The 23,342-nt window shown below is 73.0% G+C and carries 19 protein-coding genes; 17 read left to right on the plus strand and 2 right to left on the minus strand.

Annotated features, from left to right (window positions below; all coding sequences use genetic code 11):
* Positions 1-198 precede the first annotated feature (198 nt).
* Genes OIB37_RS13780 through OIB37_RS13790 form a run of 3 tightly spaced genes read left to right on the plus strand, consistent with a single transcriptional unit; the run spans position 199 to position 2,995 of the window.
* Complete coding sequence (locus OIB37_RS13780) at positions 199-987, plus strand: ABC transporter ATP-binding protein (protein ID WP_443058266.1); 789 nt, start codon at positions 199-201, stop codon at positions 985-987.
* A complete protein-coding gene (locus tag OIB37_RS13785) occupies positions 987-2,393 on the plus strand; it encodes a hypothetical protein (RefSeq protein ID WP_330457877.1) in 1,407 nt (468 codons plus the stop codon). The genes OIB37_RS13780 and OIB37_RS13785 overlap by 1 nt, the downstream gene beginning before the upstream one ends.
* Positions 2,390-2,995: a hypothetical protein gene (locus tag OIB37_RS13790; RefSeq protein ID WP_330457878.1), complete on the plus strand. Its 606-nt coding sequence runs from the start codon at positions 2,390-2,392 to the stop codon at positions 2,993-2,995. The genes OIB37_RS13785 and OIB37_RS13790 overlap by 4 nt, the downstream gene beginning before the upstream one ends.
* Positions 2,996-3,079: 84 nt before the next feature.
* Here OIB37_RS13790 and OIB37_RS13795 read toward each other — a convergent pair whose 3' ends face one another.
* The gene (locus OIB37_RS13795) at positions 3,080-3,616 is read right to left on the minus strand and encodes an HNH endonuclease (protein ID WP_330457879.1); all 537 of its coding nucleotides are present in this window, start codon (positions 3,614-3,616) and stop codon (positions 3,080-3,082) included.
* Between the two features lie 313 nt (positions 3,617-3,929).
* On the opposite strand from OIB37_RS13795, the gene OIB37_RS13800 reads away from it, so the two are divergent.
* The 10 genes from OIB37_RS13800 (at position 3,930) to OIB37_RS13845 (ending at position 16,493) form a co-directional block, all read left to right on the plus strand.
* The gene (locus OIB37_RS13800) at positions 3,930-5,048 is read left to right on the plus strand and encodes a mechanosensitive ion channel family protein (RefSeq protein ID WP_330457880.1); all 1,119 of its coding nucleotides are present in this window, start codon (positions 3,930-3,932) and stop codon (positions 5,046-5,048) included.
* Positions 5,049-5,522: 474 nt separating this feature from the next.
* Positions 5,523-6,752, plus strand: a complete 1,230-nt coding sequence (locus OIB37_RS13805; RefSeq protein ID WP_330457881.1) for an ROK family transcriptional regulator — start codon at positions 5,523-5,525, stop codon at positions 6,750-6,752.
* A gap of 175 nt (positions 6,753-6,927) precedes the next feature.
* Positions 6,928-8,271 (plus strand): ABC transporter substrate-binding protein, encoded by a 1,344-nt coding sequence (locus OIB37_RS13810; RefSeq protein ID WP_330457882.1) that lies wholly within the window; start codon positions 6,928-6,930, stop codon positions 8,269-8,271.
* Positions 8,272-8,274: 3 nt separating this feature from the next.
* Positions 8,275-9,216 carry a carbohydrate ABC transporter permease gene (locus OIB37_RS13815; RefSeq protein WP_330457883.1) on the plus strand — a complete coding sequence of 314 codons (942 nt, stop codon included), beginning with the start codon at positions 8,275-8,277 and terminating at the stop codon, positions 9,214-9,216.
* 1 nt (position 9,217) lies between these two features.
* Positions 9,218-10,111 carry a carbohydrate ABC transporter permease gene (locus OIB37_RS13820; protein ID WP_330457884.1) on the plus strand — a complete coding sequence of 298 codons (894 nt, stop codon included), beginning with the start codon at positions 9,218-9,220 and terminating at the stop codon, positions 10,109-10,111.
* Positions 10,112-10,117: 6 nt separating this feature from the next.
* Positions 10,118-11,383, plus strand: a complete 1,266-nt coding sequence (locus OIB37_RS13825; RefSeq protein WP_330457885.1) for a 6-phospho-beta-glucosidase — start codon at positions 10,118-10,120, stop codon at positions 11,381-11,383.
* Positions 11,374-12,354 (plus strand): N-acetylglucosamine kinase, encoded by a 981-nt coding sequence (locus OIB37_RS13830; protein ID WP_330457886.1) that lies wholly within the window; start codon positions 11,374-11,376, stop codon positions 12,352-12,354. The genes OIB37_RS13825 and OIB37_RS13830 overlap by 10 nt, the downstream gene beginning before the upstream one ends.
* 302 nt (positions 12,355-12,656) lie before the next feature.
* Positions 12,657-14,090 (plus strand): hypothetical protein, encoded by a 1,434-nt coding sequence (locus OIB37_RS13835; protein ID WP_330457887.1) that lies wholly within the window; start codon positions 12,657-12,659, stop codon positions 14,088-14,090.
* Positions 14,091-14,104: 14 nt separating this feature from the next.
* Entirely contained in the window at positions 14,105-15,139 is a 1,035-nt protein-coding gene (locus OIB37_RS13840; RefSeq protein WP_330461842.1) for a glutamate ABC transporter substrate-binding protein, read from the plus strand.
* 46 nt (positions 15,140-15,185) lie between these two features.
* Positions 15,186-16,493, plus strand: a complete 1,308-nt coding sequence (locus OIB37_RS13845) for a hypothetical protein (RefSeq protein ID WP_330457888.1) — start codon at positions 15,186-15,188, stop codon at positions 16,491-16,493.
* 1 nt (position 16,494) lies between these two features.
* Here OIB37_RS13845 and OIB37_RS36305 read toward each other — a convergent pair whose 3' ends face one another.
* Positions 16,495-16,833: a hypothetical protein gene (locus OIB37_RS36305; RefSeq protein ID WP_443058146.1), complete on the minus strand. Its 339-nt coding sequence runs from the start codon at positions 16,831-16,833 to the stop codon at positions 16,495-16,497.
* On the opposite strand from OIB37_RS36305, the gene OIB37_RS13850 reads away from it, so the two are divergent.
* The 4 genes from OIB37_RS13850 to OIB37_RS13865 all read left to right on the plus strand — a co-directional run bounded on the left by OIB37_RS13850 (position 16,793) and on the right by OIB37_RS13865 (position 23,334).
* The gene (locus tag OIB37_RS13850; RefSeq protein WP_443058147.1) at positions 16,793-19,027 is read left to right on the plus strand and encodes a tetratricopeptide repeat protein; all 2,235 of its coding nucleotides are present in this window, start codon (positions 16,793-16,795) and stop codon (positions 19,025-19,027) included. The two genes, OIB37_RS36305 and OIB37_RS13850, sit on opposite strands and share 41 nt — an antisense overlap.
* Before the next feature lie 3 nt (positions 19,028-19,030).
* On the plus strand, positions 19,031-20,359 hold the full coding sequence (locus tag OIB37_RS13855) for a PP2C family serine/threonine-protein phosphatase (protein WP_330457890.1): 1,329 nt from the start codon (positions 19,031-19,033) through the stop codon (positions 20,357-20,359).
* Positions 20,360-20,477: 118 nt separating this feature from the next.
* On the plus strand, positions 20,478-21,818 hold the full coding sequence (locus tag OIB37_RS13860; RefSeq protein WP_330457891.1) for a vWA domain-containing protein: 1,341 nt from the start codon (positions 20,478-20,480) through the stop codon (positions 21,816-21,818).
* Between the two features lie 49 nt (positions 21,819-21,867).
* Positions 21,868-23,334 (plus strand): FHA domain-containing protein, encoded by a 1,467-nt coding sequence (locus OIB37_RS13865; protein WP_330457892.1) that lies wholly within the window; start codon positions 21,868-21,870, stop codon positions 23,332-23,334.
* Positions 23,335-23,342 lie beyond the last annotated feature (8 nt).

The raw sequence follows: 23,342 nt of genomic DNA on the forward strand, positions 1-23,342 counted from the left end.
CCTCACCACTCGAACCAACCGCACCACCCAATCCACTCGAACCACCGTCACCACCCGCACCACCCAAGCCACTCGAACCACCGTCACCACTCGGCAAGGCCGCCACGCGCCGCCCTGCCCCGACCCTGATCCACCGGCGAGCGGCCGGCATGCCGCCCTCCCGGCCGGATCCCTGGAGACACCTTGAGTTCTGTACGCGTGACCGGCCTGAGCGTCCGGCACAGAAAGACCGTCGCCCTCGACTCCGTCGACCTGAGCCTCGGCACCGGTGTGCACGGGCTGCTCGGGCCGAACGGCGCCGGCAAGACCTCGCTGATCCGCGTGCTGGCCACCGTGGCCCAGCCGCACGGCGGCTCGGTGGAGATCCTCGGGCAGGACAGCGCCGACCACCGCGGACGGTCCGGCATCCGGCGCCGGCTCGGCTATCTGCCACAGGAGTTCGGCTACTACCCGGGCTTCACCGTGCGGGAGTTCGTGACGTACGTGGCCTGGCTCAAGGAGATGCCCGCCGACCGCACCCCGGCCGCCGTGGAGCGGGCGGTGGCGCGGGTCGGTCTCATGGACCGCATCGACGAGAAGGTCAAGACGCTGTCCGGCGGCATGGTCCGCCGGGTCGGCATCGCGCAGGCCGTGGTCAACGACCCGGAGGTGCTGCTGCTGGACGAGCCGACCGCCGGCCTCGACCCCGAGCAGCGGGTGGAGTTCCGCGAGCTGCTGCGCGAACTGGGCGCGAACGCCACGGTGGTGGTCTCCACGCACCTGGTCGAGGACGTGGCGACCGCCTGCACGGACGTGACCCTCATCGACGCGGGCCGGGTCGCCTATCAGGGCACGCCGGACGCCCTCGCCACCCTCGGTGAGGACTCGGACGACCCGGGCGACCACCCGATCGAACGCGGTTACACGGCGGCCCTGCGCGCGCACCGCAGCCACCGGGAGACCCAGCGGGCACACGGCGCCCCGGCCGGCGTGCGGGAGGGAGTGTGATGGCGCTCGTGGACGACCTCAAGGGCCGGAAAGACGAGAAGGGCCAGGACGGCCAGGAAGGCCAGGGCGGCCAGGGCGGCCAGAAGGAAGCCGGCCGGAACAGGCAGGGCCCGCGCGCCCCGCACCCGCTTCGCACCGAAGCGCTGCGCAGCTTCGCCCCCTGGGCCGGTGCCGCGGTGCTGCTGGTGCTCGTCGTGATGCTGGCGGGCACCACCAAGCGCTGGCAGGGCGGCTGGGGCGAGACCACGGGGCAGTTGCAGGCCGGCCTGGTGATCGCCGTACCGCTGGCCGCCGCCGCGGGTTGCTGGCAGGGCGGGCGGGAGCGGCGGCAGCGTACCGAGGAGCTGTGGGCGACGTTCGCGCGTGGCCCGCTCGCCCGGTTGCTGACGTCGGCGCTGCCGGTCGTGGTCTGGGTGATGGCCGGGTATCTGGCCGCCGCGGCCCTGGGGCTCCTCGCCACCTGGCCGTACGCCCAGGGTGACCGTCCCCACCTCGCCCTGCTGCCGTCGGGCGCGGTGGCCGTGGGCGCCGCCGCGCTGACGGGGCACGTGGTCGGGCGGCTTGTGCCGTCGCGGCTGGCCGCGCCGGTGCTGGCCCTGGTCGGGTACGTGGGCCTCGGGTACACGGCGCACAGCTCGGATCTCGGCCGTTACCTCAGTCCCGCCTTCGAGAACGGGGCGACCTCGGTGCCGGTGTGGTGGCAGCCGGTGGCGACGACCGTGTGGACGGGGGGTCTGGCGGGAGCGGCCGTGCTGGCGTACGCCGCGCGTCGCCGGTACACGGCCCTGCTGCCGCTGGCCGCCGCGACGGCCGCCGGCGCGCTGCTGATACAGAACGGGGTGGGACTGTGGCACCACAACACCACGGCCGACCACCAGGTGTGCGACACCTCCGTGACTCCCGCCGTCTGTGTGAACGCCCGCTACGCCGGGATGCTGCCGCAGGTCACCGAAGCCCTGTCGGGGATCACCGGGCGCCTGAAGGGCGTACGGCACCTGCCCGCGCGGTGGGAGGACCGCCCGGGTGCGCCGCGCCGCGACGAGGTGGCGCTGCCCATGCTGACGCCGATCGGCTGGTACGTCGTACGGGGGCAGCTGACCGATCCGGAGCAGTTCGCATGGGAGGCGATGGTGGCGTTGCAGCGCGGCGACTGCGCCCACGAGCCGGATCCGCAGGTGGCCAGGGTCGACGAAGCGGTGCAGAACTATCTGGCGCCCAGTCCGGGGCGGGCGCAGTTCGACGGGCTCGACGCCCGGGGTTCCGCATCCCACCGCGCGGACCTGAAGGCGCGGCAGGAGGCCCGCGGACACCTGGCAGCGATGGGCGACGCACAGCGCCGCGCCTGGCTCTCGGCGTACTTCGCCACCGCGGGCGACTGCGACCCCAAGGTGGTGCCGGCGCTGTGAACAGCGGATTCCTTCTGTACGCCCGTTCGCGGGCCGTCCCCGCCACCCTCGCGGCGCTCGTCGCGACGACCGGCTTCGCGATCTGGGCGGCACGGCAGCTGAACGCCTTCGTGGACCCGGACAGCCGGGTGCCGATCGTGGCGCTGGCCCCGCTGATGGCAGCCGCCGTGATCGGTGTGAGCCTGTACACGGCCTCGGCGGAGCTGGACCGTACGGCGGTGCGCCCCTGGTGGCCGCGCCGGCTGGTGCAGCTGGTGGGGCTCACGGCGCTCGCGTCGGGGCTGCTGCCGCTGGCCGTGCTGGGGCACGCGGACGTGTTCGGGCCGCCGGCCGCGATCCGCAACACGCTGGGCTGCGTGGGCATCACCGCGGCCGCGGCGGTGCTGCTGGGGGCCCGGCTGAGCTGGCTGCCCGCGTTCGTCTACGTCAGTTCCGTCTACCTCGCCTCGCACGGGGCGCAGGGGCGCGCGGCGCTGCTGTGGGCCTGGCCGATGCAGCCGGGCGCGCAGCCGGAGGCCTGGGCGATGGCGCTGGCCGCGTTCGTGGTGGGCGTGGTGCTGTACGCCGTACGCGGGGCGCGGCCCGAAGGGCCACGCGTCTGACGCGCCGGTCCCGAAGGCCCCGCGGCTGAGCCACCGCGGGGCACGACGGGCACGGGCTCGTCGGGTATGCGAAGGCCCGGATCGTCAGGCGGAAATGCCGTCGATCCGGGCCATGGCGTCTTCCGCGCCGTACGGTTGCAAGTAGGGCAGCCAGCGCGGGTCCCTATGCCCGGTGCCGATGATGCGCCAGGCCAGACCGGTGGGCGGGGCCGGTTTGTGGTGCAGTCTCCAGCCCAGCTCGACGAGGTGGCGGTCGGCCTTGACGTGGTTGCAGCGGCGGCAGGAGGCGACCACGTTGTCCCAGCGGTGCTGGCCCCCGCGGCTGCGCGGGATGACGTGGTCGACGCTGGTTGCGACGCCACCGCAGTACATGCACCGGCCCCCGTCCCGGGCGAACAGGGCCCGCCGGGTGAGAGGAACGGGCCCCCGGTAGGGCACCCGCACGAATCGCTTGAGCCGGACCACGCTGGGTGCGGGGAGTGTGACGGTCGCGCTGTGCAGATAGGCGCCGGATTCCTCGAGGGAGACGGCCTTGTTCTCCAGGACGAGGACGAGAGCGCGGCGGAGCGGTACGACGCCGAGGGGCTCGTACGACGCGTTGAGGACCAGGACATGCGGCACGGGTGCCTCCTTGGGCGTCGGCGGCGCGTGGCTCGCGCCGGGACGATCTGCAGCCAGTCTCCCCTCATGCCTGGTGAACGCGCCACCATGTCCCGGTAACGGGCTGGGAGTGTTTTCGACCACATCTGATTCATCCCCCGCGGCGGGGCCGGTTCAAGCCCAGGTGAGCCGGGTCGTCGCTGTCCGGATCGGCACGGCCACACACGATGCCCCGTTAGTGTGGTGGTTCTGTCCCTCCGGTGTCCTTTCCGTGACCTTGGCGACCTCGGTTTCGTGACCTTGACCGCCGCACCGGACCGGACTACGCAGCACCATGGAGGTACTTGCCGTGTCCCTGCCCGTCGTCCAACTGGCCGCCGGTGCGTCGCCGTCCCCGTCTCCCACGCCGTCGGGCTCGACGGCGCCGATCGTGCCCTCGCTCCAGGACGCCCAGCAGAGCGCGACGAACGCGGCGGACTGGGTGGAGCAGAACTGGTCGACGTGGCTCGCGATGGGTCTGCAGATCCTGCTGATCGTGGTCATCGCGGTGGTGCTGCGCGCGGTGGTGCGGCGGGCGATCACCAAGCTGATCGACCGGATGAACCGGACCGCCCAGGAGGTCGAGCACACCGCGCTGGGCGGGCTGCTGGCCAGCACCGAGCGGCGCCGGCAGCGCTCGCAGGCGATCGGCTCGGTACTGCGGTCGGTGGCGAGCTTCCTGATCCTCGGTACGGCGGCGCTGATGGTGCTGTCCACCTTCAAGATCAACCTGGCGCCGCTGCTCGCCTCCGCCGGTGTCGCCGGTGTGGCGATCGGCTTCGGTGCCCGGAACCTGGTCACGGACTTCCTCTCCGGCGTGTTCATGATCCTGGAGGACCAGTACGGCGTCGGCGACACGATCGACGCGGGTGTGGCCACCGGTGAGGTCGTCGCCGTCGGTCTGCGGGTGACCAAGCTGCGCGGTGCCAACGGTGAGACCTGGTACGTGCGCAACGGCGAGGTGAAGCGGATCGGCAACCTCTCGCAGGGCTGGGCGACCGCCACGGTCGACGTGACGGTGAAGTCGAGCGAGAACCTGGACCGGGTCAAGGCCACGCTCGCCGAGGTCGGCGAGCGGATGGGCAAGGAAGAGCCCTGGAACGAGCTGCTGTGGGGCCCGGTCGAGGTGCTCGGCCTGGACAGCGTGCTGATCGACTCCATGGCCATCCGGGTCTCGGCCAAGACCATGCCGGGCAAGTCGCTGACCGTGGAGCGCGAGCTGCGCTGGCGCGTCAAGCAGGCCCTGGACGCGGCGCGCATCCCGATCGTGGGCGGCGCCACGGCCACGGAGGACGTCGAGGCGGCCCCGGACCCGTCGGCGGCCATGGCGGCCCCCTCGGCCTTCGCCAGCAGCACCTCCCCGCAGTCCCTGGAGGCGTCGCCGATCACTCCGCAGCGGCCGCCGACGAAGTAGTCCGGCGGACAATCGATTCAGCACACTCGTTCGAGTGAAGGGTGGGGCATCCCGGCGCCGGAGGCGCCGCGGGTGCCCCATCGTTCTGCCGGGGCGCCCGGCGCGGGCTTAGCCCTGGCATCAGTGCGACGAGGAGAAGCGATGAGCGCCGAACCGATCATGGAGCCAGTCATGACGCAGGTGGACCCCCGGCCCTGCCCGGCGACGACCCCACCGAGGCGTACTACGAGACCGACGTGAAAGTCGGCCTCGGCACCCCGCTCCCCCTGCCCGCCCCGTACCCCACCCTCGAGACGGCCTCGTTCCTCGACGAGGACTGAGGCGCTCCGGTCTCCTGGCTCTCCCCCGCTCTCCCCGCCCTTGACGTCTTCCTCCCCCGGCCATACGTTCCTGTCACTCGAATAGGAAACTTTCCTAACAGTGATCTTCCGGGCATGCCGGACGGCGGTAGCGGCCTGAGAGGCGGGGGCGACCATGGCAGGGACCACGGGTACACCGGGAACGCCGGGAACGCCGGGCACCCCGCGCGTGCTGCGCGCCATGAACGACCGGGCCGCCCTGGACCTCCTCCTGGAACACGGTCCGCTGTCCCGCACCCGGATCGGCAAGCTCACCGGACTGTCCAAGCCCACCGCCTCCCAGCTGCTGGCCCGCCTGGAGGCCGCCGGCCTGGTCCGGGTCACCGGCACCAGCGAGGGCCGGCCGGGTCCCGGCGCCCAGCTGTACGCCGTGCGTCCGGACGTCGCGTACGCCGCCGGGCTCGACGTCGCCCCGCACCGCATCCGCGCCGCCGTCGCCGACATCACCGGCCGCACGGTCGGCGAGTACGAACTGCCCACCCCCGGCCGGCACCCGGCCCTTCCGGTCGTCCGGCAGGTCACCGACGCGCTCGACGGCGCGGTGAAGGCCGCCGGGCTCACCCGGGCCGACGTCCACCGGCTGGTGATCGGCACCCCCGGCGCCTTCGACCCGAACACCGGCCGCCTGCGCTACGCCTCCCATCTGCCCGGCTGGCACTCCCCCACGCTGCTCGGCGAACTCGCCGCCGCGCTGCCGATGCCGGTCGAGTACGAGAACGACGTCAACCTCGTCGCCCTCGCCGAACAGCGGCTCGGCGCCGCCCGGGGCCACGCGGACTTCGTGCTGCTGTGGAACCAGGAGGGCATGGGCGCAGCCCTGGTGCTCGGCGGCCGGCTGCACCGCGGCTGGACCGGCGGCGCGGGCGAGGTCGGCTTCCTGCCGGTGCCGGGCGCGCCCCTGGTACGGCAGGTGACCCGGGCCAACAGCGGCGGGTACCAGGAACTGGCCGGCTCCCAGGCGCTGCCGAAGCTGGCCCGTGAGCTCGGCATCGAGGACGTGCCGCCGGGGCCGTACCCCGAGGCCGCCGCCGCGCTGCTGGCCCGCGCCGCCGACCACGCGGACGGTCCGCACCGGGAGCTGCTGCGGGCCTACGCGACCCGGCTGGCCACCGGCCTCGCCTCGCTCGTCTCCGTCCTCGACCCCGAACTCGTCGTCCTCAGCGGCTCCGCCCTGACCGCCGGCGGCGAGGTGCTGCGCGGCCTCGTCCAGGCCGAACTGGAGGAGCTGGCGGCGGCCCGGCCCCGGCTCGTCGTCGGTGACGTCCGTGCGCACCCCGTGCTGCGCGGCGCGCTGGAGTGCGCGCTCGCGGCCACCCGTGACGAGGTCTTCGACACCTCGCGCTGAACCCGCCACGATCCGCGCCTCCGCACCCCCGCAATGCGCGCCTCCTCGATCCGCACCTCCGCAATGCCCTTGATCCGACCCGCCTCGCTCCGCACCCCCTCTCGATCCGACCCGCCCGCCGTACCCGCCCGTCCGCCGTATCCGCCCCTCACCCCCGCCTCTGGGAGGCCTCGCCATGCCCGAAGTCATACCGTCCGGTGTCCGCAGGACAGCATTCGCGCTCACCGCGTCACTGGCGCTGCTGACCACCGCCTGTACCGGCCAGTCCGGTGCCGGCGCCACCGACGACGCCTCCAAGGACACGACGATCAACTTCTGGCACGCGTGGAGCGCGCCGAGCGAGGTGAAGGCGGTCGACTCCCTGGTCGCCGGCTTCGAGAAGGCGCACCCCAACATCCATGTGCACGTGGTCGGCGACATGACCGACGACAAGATCAACCAGGCGCTGCGCTCCGGCGGGGACCGGGCCCCGGACGTGATCTCCTCGTTCACCACCAACAACGTGGGCAAGTTCTGCTCCTCGGGCGCGCTGGTCGACCTGAACCCCTTCTTCGAGAAGTCGCACATCGACCCCGCGACGACCTTCCCGAAGCCGATGAACGAGTACACCCAGTACGACGGCGACCGCTGTGCGGCTCCGCTGCTGGGCGACGCGTACGGGCTCTACTACAACAAGACGGCGTTCGCGAAGGCCGGCATCGCGCACGCGCCGAAGACCTGGTCCGAGTTCGAGGCCGACGCCAAGAAGCTCACCGTCCGCCGGGGCGACGGCTACGCGCAGCTCGGCTTCATGCCCGACTACCACGGCTGGGAGTCCACGACCGAGCACTACTTCGGGCAGTTCTCGCCGACCTACTTCGACAAGCGGGGCAAGTCCGCCGTCGCCGAGGACCCGGCGTTCGAGAAGGGCTTCACGCTCCAGAAGAGGCTCGTCGACGAACTCGGCGGATTCCGGAGGCTGGAGCGGTTCCGGGCCACGCTCGGCGACGAGTGGGGCCCCCGGCACCCCTTCCACACCGGCCAGGTGGCCATGCAGCTCGACGGCGAGTGGCGGCTCGGGATGGCGCTCGACGCCAAGCCGAAGTTCGAGATCGGCGTGGCCCCGCTGCCCGTCCCCGACGACCAGGAGGGGCAGCACGGCAAGGGGTACATCACCGGCACCATCGCGGGCATCGCCGCCACCAGCCACAAGCAGAACGCGGCCTGGGAACTGGTGAAGTACATGACCACGGACACCGACGCGGTGGTCGGCTTCGCCAACGGCATCCACAACGTGCCCTCCACGCTCGCCGCGCTGAAGTCCCCGAAGCTGAAGTACGACCCGCGCTTCAAGACCTTCCTGGACATCGCCGCCGACCCGCTGTCGACCACCACGCCCCCCTCGGTCAACGGCGGCCAGTACCTGGTGACGATCCAGCAGCTCGGCTACGACTACGAGAGCGGCAAGGTCACCGATCTGAAGGCCGGCCTGAAGAAGACGGCCGCGCAGATCGACACGGACATCGCGCAGGCGAAGTAGCCGATGAGCACGGTCACTCTCGCGTCGAGGCGCCGCCGGGCGGCGCTGCGCACACTCGCCTTCATGTCACCGTGGCTGGTCGGCTTCGCGGTCTTCTTCGCCTACCCGCTGCTCTCCACGGTCTACTTCTCCTTCATGCACTACGACGGCTTCGCGGCGCCGACGTGGAGCGGCGGGCAGAACTGGGGTTACGTCTTCGAGCACTACCCGCTGTTCTGGCCCGCCCTGCGCAACACCCTGTGGCTGGTGCTGGTGACCGTGACCCTGCGGGTGGTGTTCGGGCTCGGTGTCGGTCTGCTCATCACCAAGGTCAGGACGGGCACGGGCGTCTTCCGCACCCTCTTCTACCTGCCGTACCTGGCCCCGCCGGTCGCGGCGACCATGGCCTTCGCGTTCCTCCTCAACCCCGGTACGGGCCCGGTCGACTCCCTCCTGGAGAAGGCCGGACTGCCGGCGCCGGGCTGGTTCAGCGACCCGGCGTGGTCCAAGCCCGCCCTGACCCTGCTGGCGCTGTGGGGCATCGGCGACCTGATGGTCGTCTTCATGGCCGCGCTGCTGGACGTGCCGCGGGAGCAGTACGAGGCCGCCGAGCTGGACGGGGCGTCCCGTTGGCAGCGGTTCCGGTACGTGACGCTGCCGGCCATCTCGCCGATCGTGATGTTCGCCGTGGTCACCGGGGTCATCCAGGCCATGCAGTGCTACACGCAGCCGCTGGTGGCGGGGAAGGTCGCCTCGGGCGTGATCCAGGGCGCGGGCGTCCAGTTCGAGCCCGGCTACCCGGACAGGTCCACGCTCACCCTCCCCCAGCTCGTCTACAACCTCGGCTTCCAGCGCTTCGACTACGGCTCGGCCTGTGTGGTGGCACTGGTGCTGTTCGTGCTGTCGATGGCGTTCACCGCGCTGCTGATGCGGCGCCGGGGCGGTCTCATCCAGGCAGGTGACTGACATGACCCAGGTTCTCGACCGACCGGTCAAGGCCGTGTCCCGGGCCACCCCGTCCCGGCGTGCCGCGCGGCGCCGGGCGCTGCTGGAGTGGCTCGCCGTGCACTCCCTCGCCGTCGCCGCTGCGCTCTTCTTCACCCTGCCCTTCGTGTTCGTGGTCCTGACCTCGCTGATGAGCGACAGCCAGGCGCTGAGCCGGGACCTGATCCCGCACACCTGGGAGTGGGGCAACTACCGGAGCGTGCTCAGCACCCCGGGCTTCCTGACCTGGTGGCGCAACACGCTGCTCTACGCCGGGCTGGGCACCGTGCTGTCCGTCGTGTCGTCGCTTCCGGTGGCGTACGCGCTGGCCAAGTTCCGCTTCCGGGGCCGGAATCTGTCCCTCATGCTGGTGATCTCGATGATGATGCTGCCCCCGCAGGTCGTGGTCGTCCCGATGTACCTGTTCTGGGCGAAGCAGCTGGACCTGTCGGGCACGCTGTGGCCGCTGATCGTCCCGATGGCGTTCGGGGACGCGTTCTCGATCTTCCTGCTGCGGCAGTTCCTGATGACGATCCCGGACGAGTACCTGGACGCGGCGCGGGTCGACGGCTGCGGCGAGCTGCGTACCCTGCTGCGTGTCGTCGTACCGATGGCGAAGCCGGGCATCGCGGCCGTGGCACTCTTCCAGTTCTTCTACGCCTGGAACGACTACTTCGGCCCTCAGATCTACGCCTCCGAGAACCCCGGCGCCTGGACCCTCTCCTACGGTCTGGAGTCCTTCAAGGGCGCCCACCACACGGACTGGAACCTGACCATGGCCGCGACCGTGCTGGTCATGGCCCCCGTGATCCTCGTGTTCTTCTTCGCCCAGAAGGCGTTCGTCGAGGGCGTCACGCTCACCGGAGTGAAGGGATAAGCACCTGTGAAACTCACCGTGGTCGGCGGCGGTTCGACCTACACCCCCGAACTCGTCGACGGCTTCGCCCGTCTGCGGGACACCCTGCCCGTCGAGGAACTGGTCCTGGTCGATCCGGACGCCGGACGCCTGGAGCTGGTCGGCGGCCTGGCCCGCCGCATCTTCGCCAGGCAGGGCCACGGCGGCCGTGTCGTCACGACCTCCGACCTGGACGCCGGCGTCGAGGACGCCGACGCGGTCCTGCTCCAGCTGCGGGTCGGCGGGCAGGCGGCCCGTGAGCGGGACGAGACCTGGCCCCTGGAGTGCGGCTGCGTCGGCCAGGAGACGACCGGCGCGGGCGGCCTGGCCAAGGCGCTGCGCACGGTGCCGGTGGTCCTCGACATCGCCGAGCGGGTCCGCCGCGCCAACCCCCGTGCCTGGATCGTCGACTTCACCAACCCGGTCGGCATCGTCACCCGCGCACTGCTGCGGGAGGGACACCGGGCGATCGGTCTGTGCAACGTGGCGATCGGTCTCCAGCGCAAGTTCGCCGCGCTGCTGGGCACCGGGGCGGCGGAGGTGCACCTGGAGCACGTCGGCCTGAACCACCTCACCTGGGAGACGGGGGTGCGCCTCGGCGGGCCCGAGGGGGCCGACGTGCTGCCCAAGCTCCTCGCGGAGCACGGCGACGCGATCGCCGCCGACCTGCGTCTGCCCCGCCACCTCCTCGACCGGCTCGGCGTGGTCCCCTCCTACTACCTGCGCTACTACTACGCCCACGACGAGGTGGTCAGGGACCTGCGCACCAAGCCGTCCCGGGCGGCCGAGGTCGCGGCCATGGAACGCGAACTGCTGACGATGTACGGCGACCCGGCCCTGGACGAGAAGCCGGAGCTGCTCGCCAAGCGGGGCGGCGCGTTCTACTCGGAGGCGGCCGTGGACCTGGCGGCCGCGCTGCTGGGCGGCTCCGGCAGCCCGTACCAGGTGGTGAACACCCTCAACCACGGCACGCTGCCGTTCCTCCCCGACGACGCGGTGATCGAGGTGCAGGCGGCGGTCGGACCGGCCGGAGCCGTGCCGCTGCCGGTGCCGGCGGTCGACCCGCTGTTCGCGGGACTGATGGCGAACGTGACCGCGTACGAGGACCTGGCCCTGCAGGCGGCCCTGCGGGGCGGCCGGGACCGCGTCTTCCGCGCGCTGCTGGCCCATCCCCTCATCGGCCAGTACGACCGTGCCGACACCCTCACCGACCGACTGATCGCGCACAACCGGGAGCACCTCGCGTGGGCCTGACCGCACCCGAGTCCGCGGGCGTTCTTGCCATCGACGCGGGCAACAGCAAGACCGACGTGGCCGTGGTCACCGCCCGCGGGGAGGTGCTGGCCACGGCCCGCGGCGGCGGCTTCCGGCCGCCCGCGGTGGGCCTGGAGGCGGCGATGGACGCCCTGGCCGCCCCCGTCGCCCAAGCCCTGGCGGCCGCGGGCCTGTCCGCCGTCGCACACGTCTCCGCCTGTCTGGCCAACGCCGATCTTCCGGTGGAGGAGGAGCAGTTGGCGGCCGCGCTGCACGCGCGTGGCTGGGGCGGCTCGGTGGAGGTCCGCAACGACACCTTCGCGATCCTGCGCGCGGGCGTGGCCGAGCCCCGGGGCGTGGCCGTGGTGTGCGGCGCGGGCATCAACTGCGTCGGCATGCGCCCCGACGGCCGCACCGCCCGCTTCCCCGCACTCGGCCGTATCTCCGGTGACTGGGGCGGGGGTTGGGCCATGGCCGAGGAGGCCCTGTGGCACGCGGCCCGCGCGGAGGACGGCCGGGGCGGCCCCACCGCCCTGTCCCGCACCCTGCCCGCCCACTTCGGCCTGCCCTCCGTGTACGCCCTGATCGAGGCCCTCCATCTGGACCGCATCGACCACGCCCACCGCCACGAGCTGACCCCGGTCCTCTTCGCCACCGCCGTCCAGGGCGACCCGGTCGCCCGCTCCCTGGTGGACCGCCTGGCGGAGGAGGTCGCCACGATGGCCACCGTCGCCCTCACCCGCCTCGACCTGCTCGGCGAGAGGACCCCGGTCCTCCTGGGCGGCAGCGTCCTGACCGCCGCCCACCCCCGGCTGAACGACGGCATCCGCGCCCTCCTCTTCGCCCGCGCTCCCAAGGCCGACGTCCACGTGGTGCGCGCCAGCCCCGTCATGGGCGCGGCGCTCCTCGGCCTGGACCGGCTGAAGGCGACCCCCGAGGCGCAGAAAAGAGCCCGGACCTACTGGGAGTAGACCCACGCGGTCCCGACCCCGCCCACCACGGGAAGGAAGCCGCCCCGTCCGACCCCGCCCCCCCCTGCAGCCCGTCCGGCGTTCGAGGACAAGGCCCCTTCAGGGCCGGAGCGGGGATCGGGGGCGCCGCCCCCGGAGGAACCGACACGCATCCCCGAGCGTGTAATCGGGCAAGGGTGCCGCAGACCCGGTCCAACCGGAGGCCTCTACTGCGATCCGATCAATATGCCGTGAAGGCCGGTGCGAATGTCGGTGCGGGCGGCGATACTTGGCGGCGAACGGATGACCATGGGGGAGGTCAGATGACACACCCGCCGAAGAGCAGCGCGGCGCCACCGGGGGCGGGTCCCGTCGTGCCCGCCGCCCCGGCCGTACCACCACAGCGGGGGCGGCCCGCTTCCGAGACGTCGCCGCCCGCCGCCCGCCGGAGCGCGTTCGCCGAGGGTGTCGACGTGGTGCGGGCCGCCGCGACGACGGAGCCGGGCCGGCTGCGGATCATCGGCGCCGTACTGGCGCTGCTGGTCGTCGCGTTCGGGGCGGTCACCGCGTGGCAGAGCAGCGAGCGCGCGAGCGCCGCCGACGACGTGCTGCACCGCAGCCAGCCGCTCAGTTCGGGGGCCGCGGACATCTACCGCTCGCTGGCGGACGCCAACACGGCCGCCTCCAGCGGGTTCCTGGCAGGCGGCCAGGAGACGGCGGCGTCGCGCGACCGGTACGAGAAGGACATCCGTACGGCCGCCTCGGGCCTCGTCACGGCCGCAGCCAACGCGGAGCCGGGCTCGCCCTCCGAGGCGACCATCGCCAGGCTGAACCGGCTGCTGCCCGAGTACAAGGGCCTGATCGAGCGCGCCCGCACCTACAACCGGCAGGGCTACCCGGTCGGTGGCGCGTATCTGCGGTACGCGAACGAGAAGATGCAGACGGACATGCTCCCGGCGGCGGAGGACCTCTACACGACGGAGAACCGGCGGCTGAACGCCGACTACGGGGACGCGACGCCGTACCCGTGGGCGGCGATCGCGCTCGGCGTCCTCGCGCTCGCCGCGCTGGCCTGGGCCCAGCACCGCAGCTACCGGCAGACCAACCGCGTCCTCAACCACGGCCTGGTAGCCGCCACCGCCGCCACGACCGTCGTCCTGCTGTGGCTGCTGACCGGGCACACGCTCGCGCGCTCCGGCCTCGACGGCTCCTACGACCACGGCGTCCGCTCGCTGAACGTCCTGCACGACGCCCGTATCGCCTCGCTGAAGGCGCGCGGCAACGAGAACCTGAGCCTGGTGGCGCGCGGCGCCGAGAGCAGAACGGTCGACGGCAAGGCGTACGACGCCTACTACTACGACTTCGACGAGGACCTGACCGTGCTCGGCAAGGGCCTCACCGAGGCCGGCAGGCTCGCCGACGACCGGGCGGGCACCGCCCCGGTCAAGGCGGCCGAGGCCAGCATGACGGTGTGGAAGCAGCGGCACACCGCGGCCCGCACCGAGGACGAGAACGGCAACTACCAGCAGGCGCTGGACAAGGTGATCGGCACCAAGGACGCGACCGGCGAGTGCTTCGACAGCGTCGACAGCAATCTGCGCCACGCCATAGCCCATGAGCAGGCCGAGTTCCAGCAGGCCGCCGGCGACGGGCGGGACGCCATGACCGGGTTGCCCGTCGGCACCGCGGTCCTCGCCGTGCTCGGCGCGGCGGCCGCGCTGGCCGGCATCGGGCGCAGGCTTTCGGAGTACCGGTGACAGGGGGCCAGACGATGTACGCGGCACGCGCACGGGCCTCACTTCGGGGCTGGGGCGGAGTGGGCGCGATGGCGGTCCTGTGCGCCCTGGCGCTCGCCTTCGCCCTGCTGCTGCCCCGCACACAGGAGCCGCGCGCGGCCGCGCCGGCGACGGCCGGGCAGTCGGTGGCCACCGGCAGCCAGGTCCGCGCGGACGCCTGCGAGGACTCCGAGGCGCGCAAGCGGACGCTGTCCCCGTCCGGGGCGGACGGCAGCACGATCGACGCCATCAAGTCCCGTACGGGCGCCAAGCGCAAGCTGATCGTCGGCGTCGACCAGAACAGCTACCGCTGGGGCTACCGCAACCCCAACGCCGAGGGCGCGGAGCTGGAGGGCTTCGACATCGACCTCGTCCACCGCATCGCCGAGGACCTCCTCGGTGACCCGAACGCGGTGCAGTTCAAGGCGATACCGACCAGCCGGCGCATCCCCGCCATCCAGGGCGGCCAGGTCGACATGGTCGTGCGCGCGATGACCATCACCTGCGAGCGGCTCGGCCAAGTCGCCTTCTCCGCTCCCTACTTCAAGACCGGCCAGCAGGTCCTCGCCCCCAAGACGTCGCCGGTGACGGGCTACAACGCCACCCTGGCGCACAAGAAGGTGTGCACGGCGTCCGGTTCCACCGCCCACAGCAAGCTGAAGGCCGACCGGGACAAGGGCGCGCTGCCCGCCTCCACCGACATCTCCACCACCGTCCCCAACCAACTCGACTGCCTGGTCCGCCTCCAGCTCGGCGAGGTCGACGCGGTGGTCACCGACGGCGCGCTCGCCGCGAGCCAGGCCGCCCAGGACCCGACGGTCGAGCTCAAGGGCAAGGCGTTCACGACCGAGTACTACGGGGTGGCGATGAAAAGGGACGCGAACGATCTGGTGCGCCGGGTCAACCACATCCTGGTCGACTACCGCGCGAACGGCTGGCAGGCGTCGTACGACACCTGGCTGTCGGCCACACTGGGCAAGGACGCTGGACCGTCGAAGCCGCCCGCGCCCCAGTATCTGCGCACCGGATGACCCCGCCCCCGACCCAGGCCAACCACACAGCAGCGAGAGGTGATCGATGGGCGTCACGGACCCCGCCGGGCCGGTGATGGACCGGGACGAGGTGGACCGTGCGCTGGCGCGGCTCGGCCAGGAGCACGAGGCGATCGAGACCTCCCTGCTGTCCCTGCAGGACCACGCGGGCCGCAGACTCCTCGAAGGGGCCGCGCTGACGGGCGTCACCAAGGACCGCTGGGCGGTGACGGAGGTGGCGATCACCGTGCTGTGGACCTGCTTCGACGCCTACGCGGGCGCGCTGCGCTCCGCCCGGGAGATCCGCTCGCGGCGCCGCTGGTCCAGCCGCGAGGACCTGGTCGAGCTGACCGGGCTGCTGCGCGGCGCCTCGGTCACGGTGGCCGGCGGTGCCACACCGTCGGGCGCCGGCCGGCTCAGTGAGACGTTCTCGCTGGTCTCCCTGGTCGACCGGATGAACGAGCTGTACGCGTCCTCGCTGGACATGGTCGTCACCGCGGACGCGGTCTGGTCGGCGCTGCCCGCGCGGATCGATTTACTCGCCGCGGAACTCCAGCGCACCCGCAAGCTCGCCCACTCCGTCGGCGTCCGCCCCGGGGAGCACCCGGCCGGCGACGACCTGGAGCGGATCACCCGCACGCTGACCCGGATGCGCGAGGAGGTGATCTCCGACCCGCTCGCCTTCTGGGTGCCGGCCGAGGGCAGTTCGGCGCCCGGCGGCGGCCGCCCGGACACGACGGTGTACGACCGTGAGGCCCGCGCCCTGGAGGACGTGCGGCGGGAGATCGACGCCGTGCTGACCGTGCGGCAGGACGCGGAGGCGCGGCTGATCCGGCTGCGGGACGTGCTCTCCCGCGCGGACCGCACGCTCGCCGAGGCGCGCACCGCGCGCGGTGAGGTGCTGGCGAAGATCGCCGCGACCGAGGTGCCCGTGGTCAGCGGGCCGCCGACCGTGCTGCAGGAGCAGCTCGCGACCGCCGCCGAGTACCGGCGCCAGGCGCGCTGGCACCGGCTCTCGCCGCTGCTGGAGTCCCTGGAGCAGCGGGCGGAGGACGAACTGCTGCGCGCCCGGGAGTCGTTGACCGCGGTCACCGCGCCGCTCGCGGTGCGCGCCGAGCTGCGCGGCCGGCTCGACGCCTACAAGGCGAAGGTCGCCCGGCACGGTCTGGCCGAGGACCCGCTGCTGGTCGAACGGTACGACGCCGCCCGGCGCATGCTGTGGAGCGCGCCCTGCGACCTGCGCGTCGCCGAACAGGCCGTGCTGCGCTATCAGGTGGCCGCCGCCGAGCTGCTCGGCACACCGAGGGTTCCCCAGCAGGGCGGGCCTCAGGACCACAGGAGTGAGTCGTCATGAGTCAGGCGGAGCAGGCCTGCCAGCGGCCGGGCTGCGAGGGGGCGTACGAGGACGTCGGCGGCGGTGAGCTGTACTGCGACACCTGCGGTCTGGCGCCGGTGGTGTCGGCGTCGTCCGGGGACGGCATGGTGGGCTCGCCGCCCACCGGGATCACGGGGGGCGGCAGGGGGTCGGCGGGCACCGGCGCCTCCCGCTCCAGTTCCCGCAGCGCGCGTACGTCGTCGCAGTCGTCGAAGTCGCGGCGCTCGGTGTCGGGGCGGCTCTCGCGCTCGGTGTCGGGCCGGTCCACCAGCCGCTCGGTGTCGGTGCGCAGCTCCGGCGCCTCCTCCGGCGCCTCCACGCGCGGGCGGCTGGGCGCCGGGCTCGTCTCGGTGCCGCAGGTGCCGCGGCCCGACCCGCGCGTGATGGTGCTGGAGAACCCGGAGGTGCCCGAGCGGAAGCGGTTCTGCTCGCGTTCCGACTGCGGTGCTCCGGTGGGTCGTTCGCGCGGTGACCGGCGGGGGCGCACGGAGGGCTTCTGCACCAAGTGCGGGCACCCCTACTCGTTCGTGCCGAAGCTGGCGGCCGGGGACATCGTGCACGGCCAGTACGAGGTCGCGGGCTGTCTCGCGCACGGCGGCCTGGGCTGGGTCTACCTGGCCGTGGACCGGGCCGTCTCCGACCGGTGGGTGGTGCTCAAGGGCCTGCTGGACACCGGCGACCAGGACGCGATGGCCGCGGCGATCTCCGAGCGGCGCTTCCTCGCGGAGATCGAGCACGCCAACATCGTGCGGATCTACAACTTCGTCGAGCACCTGGACCAGCGCACCGGCTCCCTGGACGGCTACATCGTCATGGAGTACGTCGGCGGCAAGTCGCTGAAGGAGATCGCCAACGGCCGCCGCACGCCGGAGGGCCGGCGCGACCCGCTGCCGGTGGAGCAGACGTGTGCGTACGGCATCGAGGCGCTGGAGGCGCTCGGCCATCTGCACAGCCGCAACCTGCTGTACTGCGACTTCAAGGTCGACAACGCGATCCAGACCGAGGACCAGCTCAAGCTGATCGACATGGGTGCCGTGCGCCGCTCGGACGACGACGAGTCCGCGATCTACGGCACGGTCGGCTACCAGGCGCCCGAGGTCGCCGAGACCGGTCCGTCGGTGGCGAGCGACCTGTACACGGTGGGCCGTACCCTCGCCGTGCTCGCCTTCGACTTCCAGGGCTACACGAACGTGTTCGTGGACTCCCTGCCCGATCCGGACACCATCGAGGTCTTCCAGCGCTACGAGTCCTTCTACCGGCTGCTGGTCCGCGCCACCGACCCCGACCCGGCCCGCCGGTTCGCCTCCGCGCAGGAGATGTCCGAGCAGCTGACCGGTGTGCTGCGCGAGGTCGTCTCGCTGCAGACGGGGCAGGCGCGGCCCGCCCTGTCGACGCTGTTCGGGCCCGAGGTGAAGGTCACCGACACGGAGCTGTTCCCGGTGCTGGACGGGGACGTGTCGCGTCTCGGCGCGCGCCGGACGCGCGGCGGCACGCGGGGGCCGGTGCCGGGTCAGGTGCCGGGCGGTCAGGTACCGGGCCAGGTGCCGGCGCGGGAGGCCGTCCCGGCGACCCTCGTCAGGACCGTCGACACGGCCGCCGCCGCCCTCGCGCTGCCCGTGCCGCTGGTCGACCCGGCCGACCCCAACGCCGGTTTCCTGGCCGGTCTCATGGCCTCGGCCCCGGCCGAGCTGATCATCGCGCTGGACGCGGCGCCCGTACGGACCGTCGAGACCCGGCTGCGGCAGATCCGCGCCCGGCTGGAGAACGGCGACCACCGGGCCGCCCTGACGTCGCTGGCCGCGCTGGACGAGGAACGGCCCGACGACTGGCGGGTGGTCTGGTACCGCGGTGTGGCCGCCCTGGTCACCGGCGACTTCGAGGGCGCCGCGCTCGCCTTCGACGCGGTCTACGACGCCTTCCCCGGCGAGGCCGCGCCCAAGCTGGCGCTCGGCCTGTGCGCGGAGGTGCTGGGCCAGCTGGACAACGCCGCCGAGTACTACCGGCTGGTGTGGGCGACCGACCCGAGCTTCGTGAGCGCCGCCTTCGGACTCGCCCGGGTCCGGCTGGCGGCCGGCGACCGCGGCGGTTCCGTACGCACGCTGGAGTCGGTTCCGGAGTCCTCAATCCACTACACGGCGGCCCGGGTCGCGGCCGTGCGGGCGCGGCTGAGACAGCGCACGGCGACCGCCGGTGACGTACCGTTCCAGGAGGACCTGTCGGCCGCCGCGGGGCAGGTCGAGGCGCTCCAGGCGTACGGTCTGGACCCGGCGCGCCGCGAGCAGTTGTCCGCCGAAGTACTCGGCTGCGCGCTGGACTGGATACTCTCCGGAGGTCAGGACGCCGCCCGGCCCGCCGCCGGCCGGGTGCTGCTCGGCAGCGGTCTGGACGAGCGGGGCCTCCGCTTCGGTCTGGAGCGCGCCTACCGCACGCTGGCCCGGCTGGCGCCAGGCGGCGAGGAGAGGATCGAGCTGGTGGAACGGGCCAACCGTTACCGCCCCCGGACGTGGGTGTAGTTGATGTCGCAGATGCCCCAGCAGGCCGCACTGTCGAAGTGCCCGAGCTGCACGGAGCCGCTCGAGCCGGGTGACCTCTTCTGCGGCGCGTGCGGATACGACCTCTCTGTCGTGCCCGCCCCGCCGCAGGACCATCCGACGCTCACCATGACCGGCGCCCCCGCGCCGGGAGGCGGCGTGGACTGGCCCCCGCCCGAGCCGGGCTCGGGCGGCAACCCGCCCGCCGCGCACCAGGCCGCCGACGTGCCCGGGACCGACTCGGGCGGCTCCCCGCTGCCCGCGCCGGAGACGGCCGTACCGGGAGTGCGCTTCGACCGGCCCGACGAGCCCGACGACTACCCGCTGCAGGCCCCGGACCCGCGCGCGGCCGCCGACCCCGCCGCCGTACCGGACGGTGCCTCCGGCCCGGGCGGTCCGGCAAAGGTATGTGTGGCCTGCCGGGCGGGGCGCGTGGACGACGACGGCTACTGCGAGAACTGCGGGCACGCCCAGCCCCGCGAACGCGACCACATGGAGCGGGAGTCGGGCCCGGTGGCCGCCGTCAGCGACCGTGGCCTGCGCCATCACCGCAACGAGGACGCCTTCGCCGTCGCCCACACCGCGCTGCCCGACGGTTCGCCGGCCGCGCTGGCGGTCGTCTGCGACGGCGTGTCCTCGGCGACCCGGCCCGACGAGGCCTCGATGGCCGCCGCGCGGGTGGCCGGGGACAGCCTGCTGGCCGCCCTGCCGCGCGGTACGCATCCGCAGACGGCCCTGCACGAGGCGATCGTCGCCGCCGCGCAGGCCGTCGACGCGCTGGCGGAGGAGCCCACCGCGGCCCGCGAGCACGCCCCGCAGCAGAACGCCCCGGCCTGCACCATCGTCGGCGCCGTCGTCACCTCCGGGCTGCTGGTGGTCGGCTGGGTCGGCGACAGCCGCGCCTACTGGGTGCCGGCCGACCGCTCCGGGCCCCCGGCCCGGCTGACCGAGGACGACTCCTGGGCCGCTCAGATGGTCGCGGCCGGGCTGATGAGCGAGGCGGAGGCGTACGCCGACGAGCGCGCCCACGCGATCACCGGCTGGCTCGGCGCGGACGCCTACGAACTGGAGCCGCACACCGCGTCCTTCAAGCCGGACCGGCCCGGTGTGGTGCTGGTGTGCACCGACGGCCTGTGGAACTACGCCGAGAGCGCCGAGGAGATGGCCGAGGCGCTGCCCCCGGACGCGGCCGAGCGGCCGCTGCACAGCGCCCGCGTCCTGGTCGGTCACGCCCTGGACGGCGGCGGCCACGACAACGTAACAGTGGCGGTCCTGCCGTTCCCGGCGCCCTCGCAGGGGGCAGGATCGGCCTGAGGCCTCAGCACGGCGCCGTACCACCGCACGGGGAAGCCGCGACGGACCGGAGGGGACCGGTCCGTCCGCACGTACCGTCCCGCCACGGCGGGGGGTCCGAGGGGGGATGTGAGCAAGTATGGCCAATTTCGCGAAGTCGAACGCGCCGCAGTTCTCGATGGACGTCTACCAGAACGAGTACCTGCCGGAAGGCGGCCGCGAGGTCAACGCGATCGTCACGGTGACGGCGACCGGCGGGGGAACCGTCGGGAGCGGCGCCCCGCAGGCGTACGCGCGGAGCACCGGGCCGTCCGCCGCGGTGGCGATCATGGTGGACTGCTCGGGTTCGATGGACTACCCGCCGACCAAGATGCGCAACGCGCGCGAGGCCACCGCCGCCGCGATCGACACCGTGCGCGACGGCACGCACTTCGCGGTGATCGGCGGCACCCACGTCGCCAAGGAGGTCTACCCGGGCGGCGGGCGGCTCGCGGTCGCCGACGCCACCACCCGCGAACAGGCCAAGCTGGCGCTGCGCCGGCTCGGCGCGGGCGGCGGTACGGCCATCGGCACCTGGCTCAGGCTCGCCGGCCGGCTGCTGTCCTCGGTGGACGTGGCCATCCGGCACGGCATCCTGCTCACCGACGGGCGCAACGAGCACGAGTCGCCCAAGGCGCTCCGGGCCGCGCTCGACGACTGCGCCGGACGGTTCACCTGTGACGCGCGGGGCGTGGGCACCGACTGGGAAGTGAAAGAAGTCACAGCGGTCTCCTCGGCGTTGCTAGGCACCGCCGACATCGTCGCCGACCCGGCCCGGCTGGCGGCCGACTTCACGCAGATGATGGAGACGGCGATGGGCAAGGAGGTCGCCGACGTCGCCCTGCGGGTGTGGACGCCGGTCGGCACGACCATCAGGTTCGTCAAGCAGGTCGCTCCCGCGGTGGCGGAGCTGACCGACCGGCGGACCGAGGCCGGACCGCGCGCGGGGGACTACCCGACCGGTTCCTGGGGCGACGAGTCCCGCGACTACCACCTGTGCGTGGAGGTCCCGGTGGCCGGACTGGGCCAGGAGATGCTGGCCGCGCGGGTGTCGCTGGTCGTCCCGCAGGCCGAGGGGCCGGCGCTGAACCTCGGCGCGCAGGGGCTCGTACGGGCCGTGTGGACCGACGACATGTCGGCCTCGACCTCGATCAACCCCCAAGTCGCCCACTACACCGGGCAGGCCGAACTGGCCCAGGCCATCCAGCAGGGACTCGACCTTCGCAAAGCGGGCGATTTCGACGGAGCAACGGCCAAACTGGGGCGCGCTGTTCAGCTCGCGGGTGAATCGGGGAACGCGGATACTGCGAAACTGCTTGCGAAGGTGGTGGACGTGGTCGACGCCGCGACAGGTACTGTGCGGTTGAAGGCGAAGGTCGCCGAGGCCGACGAGATGACTCTCGAGACCCGGTCCACGAAGACCGTTCGCGTGAAGAAGTAATGACGTAGCAGGACTTGCCAGGGCCCTGATGAGAAGGGGAAGCGCCGACATGCCGACCTGCCCGAACGGACACCAGTCGGGTTCCGACGACTGGTGCGAGGTCTGCGGTCACCGCATGGCCGGTGCCGTACCCCCGCCGCCCCCGCCCCCGCCGGGCGGAGGCTACGGCTTCCCGCAGGGCGGCCGGCCCGGCGGGCCCCCGCACGGGTCCGCACCCGAGCCGGAGCTGTGCCCGCAGTGCCGTACGCCCCGTGAGGGCGGCGCGCCCTTCTGCGAGGAGTGCCGGTGGAACTTCCTGACCAACACCGCCACCTCGTACACCCCGGCGTCCCCGGCCTCCCCGGCCGCCCCGCGCTCCTCCCAGCCCCTCTTCCAGCCGCCGAGCGCGACGTACGGCGGCGGTGACGGGTACGAGTACCAGGGCTCGCGGCCCTCGCAGGTGAACCGGCCGGCCGAGCCGATCCCGTCCTTCGGCAGCGAGCCGTCGGGCCCGACGCCGTTCGCCGGTGAACGCGGGCCGGCGGGGACGCAGCCCGGCCCGGGTGGGCCTGGCGGTCCTGGTGGGCCTGGTGGGCCTGGTGGGCCGTCCGGTTTCGGTGGCGGTCAGCGTCAGTCCGGTCCGCCTTCGGGCTTCCCCGGCATGCCTGGGCAGGGTCCCGGTGGGCCCGGTGGGCCTGGGGGCCCTGGCGGTCCGTCCGGTTTCGGTGGTGCGCCTGGGCAGGGTCCGGGTGGGCCCGGAGGTCCCGGCGGCCCCGGCGCGCCCGGTCCCTCGGGCTTCGGTGGCGCACCGTCCCGTCCCGTCCCGCCGCCGCCCGGCCCGACGCCGCATGTCGGCCACGGGGGTCCCGGTGGTCCCGGGGGCGCTCCGCAGGCGTTCCAGCCCGGTCCGCCCGCGCAGCCCGCGTTCCCGCGCGAGACCGGCCGCCCGCCGGCCGGGGGTCCGTCCTCCGGTGTCGCCGAGGACGACTGGGTGCTCTCCCCGCCGTCCTCCACCGGCCCGTCCGGTGGTCCCGGTGGCGCGCCCGGCGGTTACGGCTTCCCGCAGCCCGGTGCCCCGGGTGCCACGCGGGCTCCGTCCGGCCCCGGTTTCCCGCAGGCGCCGCAGGGTCCTGCCACCTGGATCGCGACCATCGGTCCAGACCGCGACTACTTCATGGCGATGATGCAGCGCTCCGGCCCGGAGGCCGCGGGCCTGAACCTGCCGGCCTACTCGCCCGAGCAGCAGCGCACGCTGGCCGGCAACCAGGTCACCATCGGCCGCCGTCGGCACTCCACCGGCGACACCCCCGACATCGACCTGGCGGTGCCGCCGGAGGACCCGGGCGTCTCGCACCAGCACGCGGTCCTGGTCCAGCAGCCGGACGGCAGCTGGGCGGTCGTCGACCAGAACTCGACGAACGGCACCACGGTCAACGGTTCGGACGAGCCGATCCAGCCGTTCGTGCCGGTGCCGCTCCAGGACGGCGACCGGGTGCACGTCGGCGCCTGGACGACCATCACCGTCCGCCGGGGCTGAGCCCCGGA

Origin of the sequence: Streptomyces sp. NBC_00820 (genome assembly GCF_036347055.1) — a bacterium.
Lineage (GTDB): Bacteria > Actinomycetota > Actinomycetes > Streptomycetales > Streptomycetaceae > Streptomyces.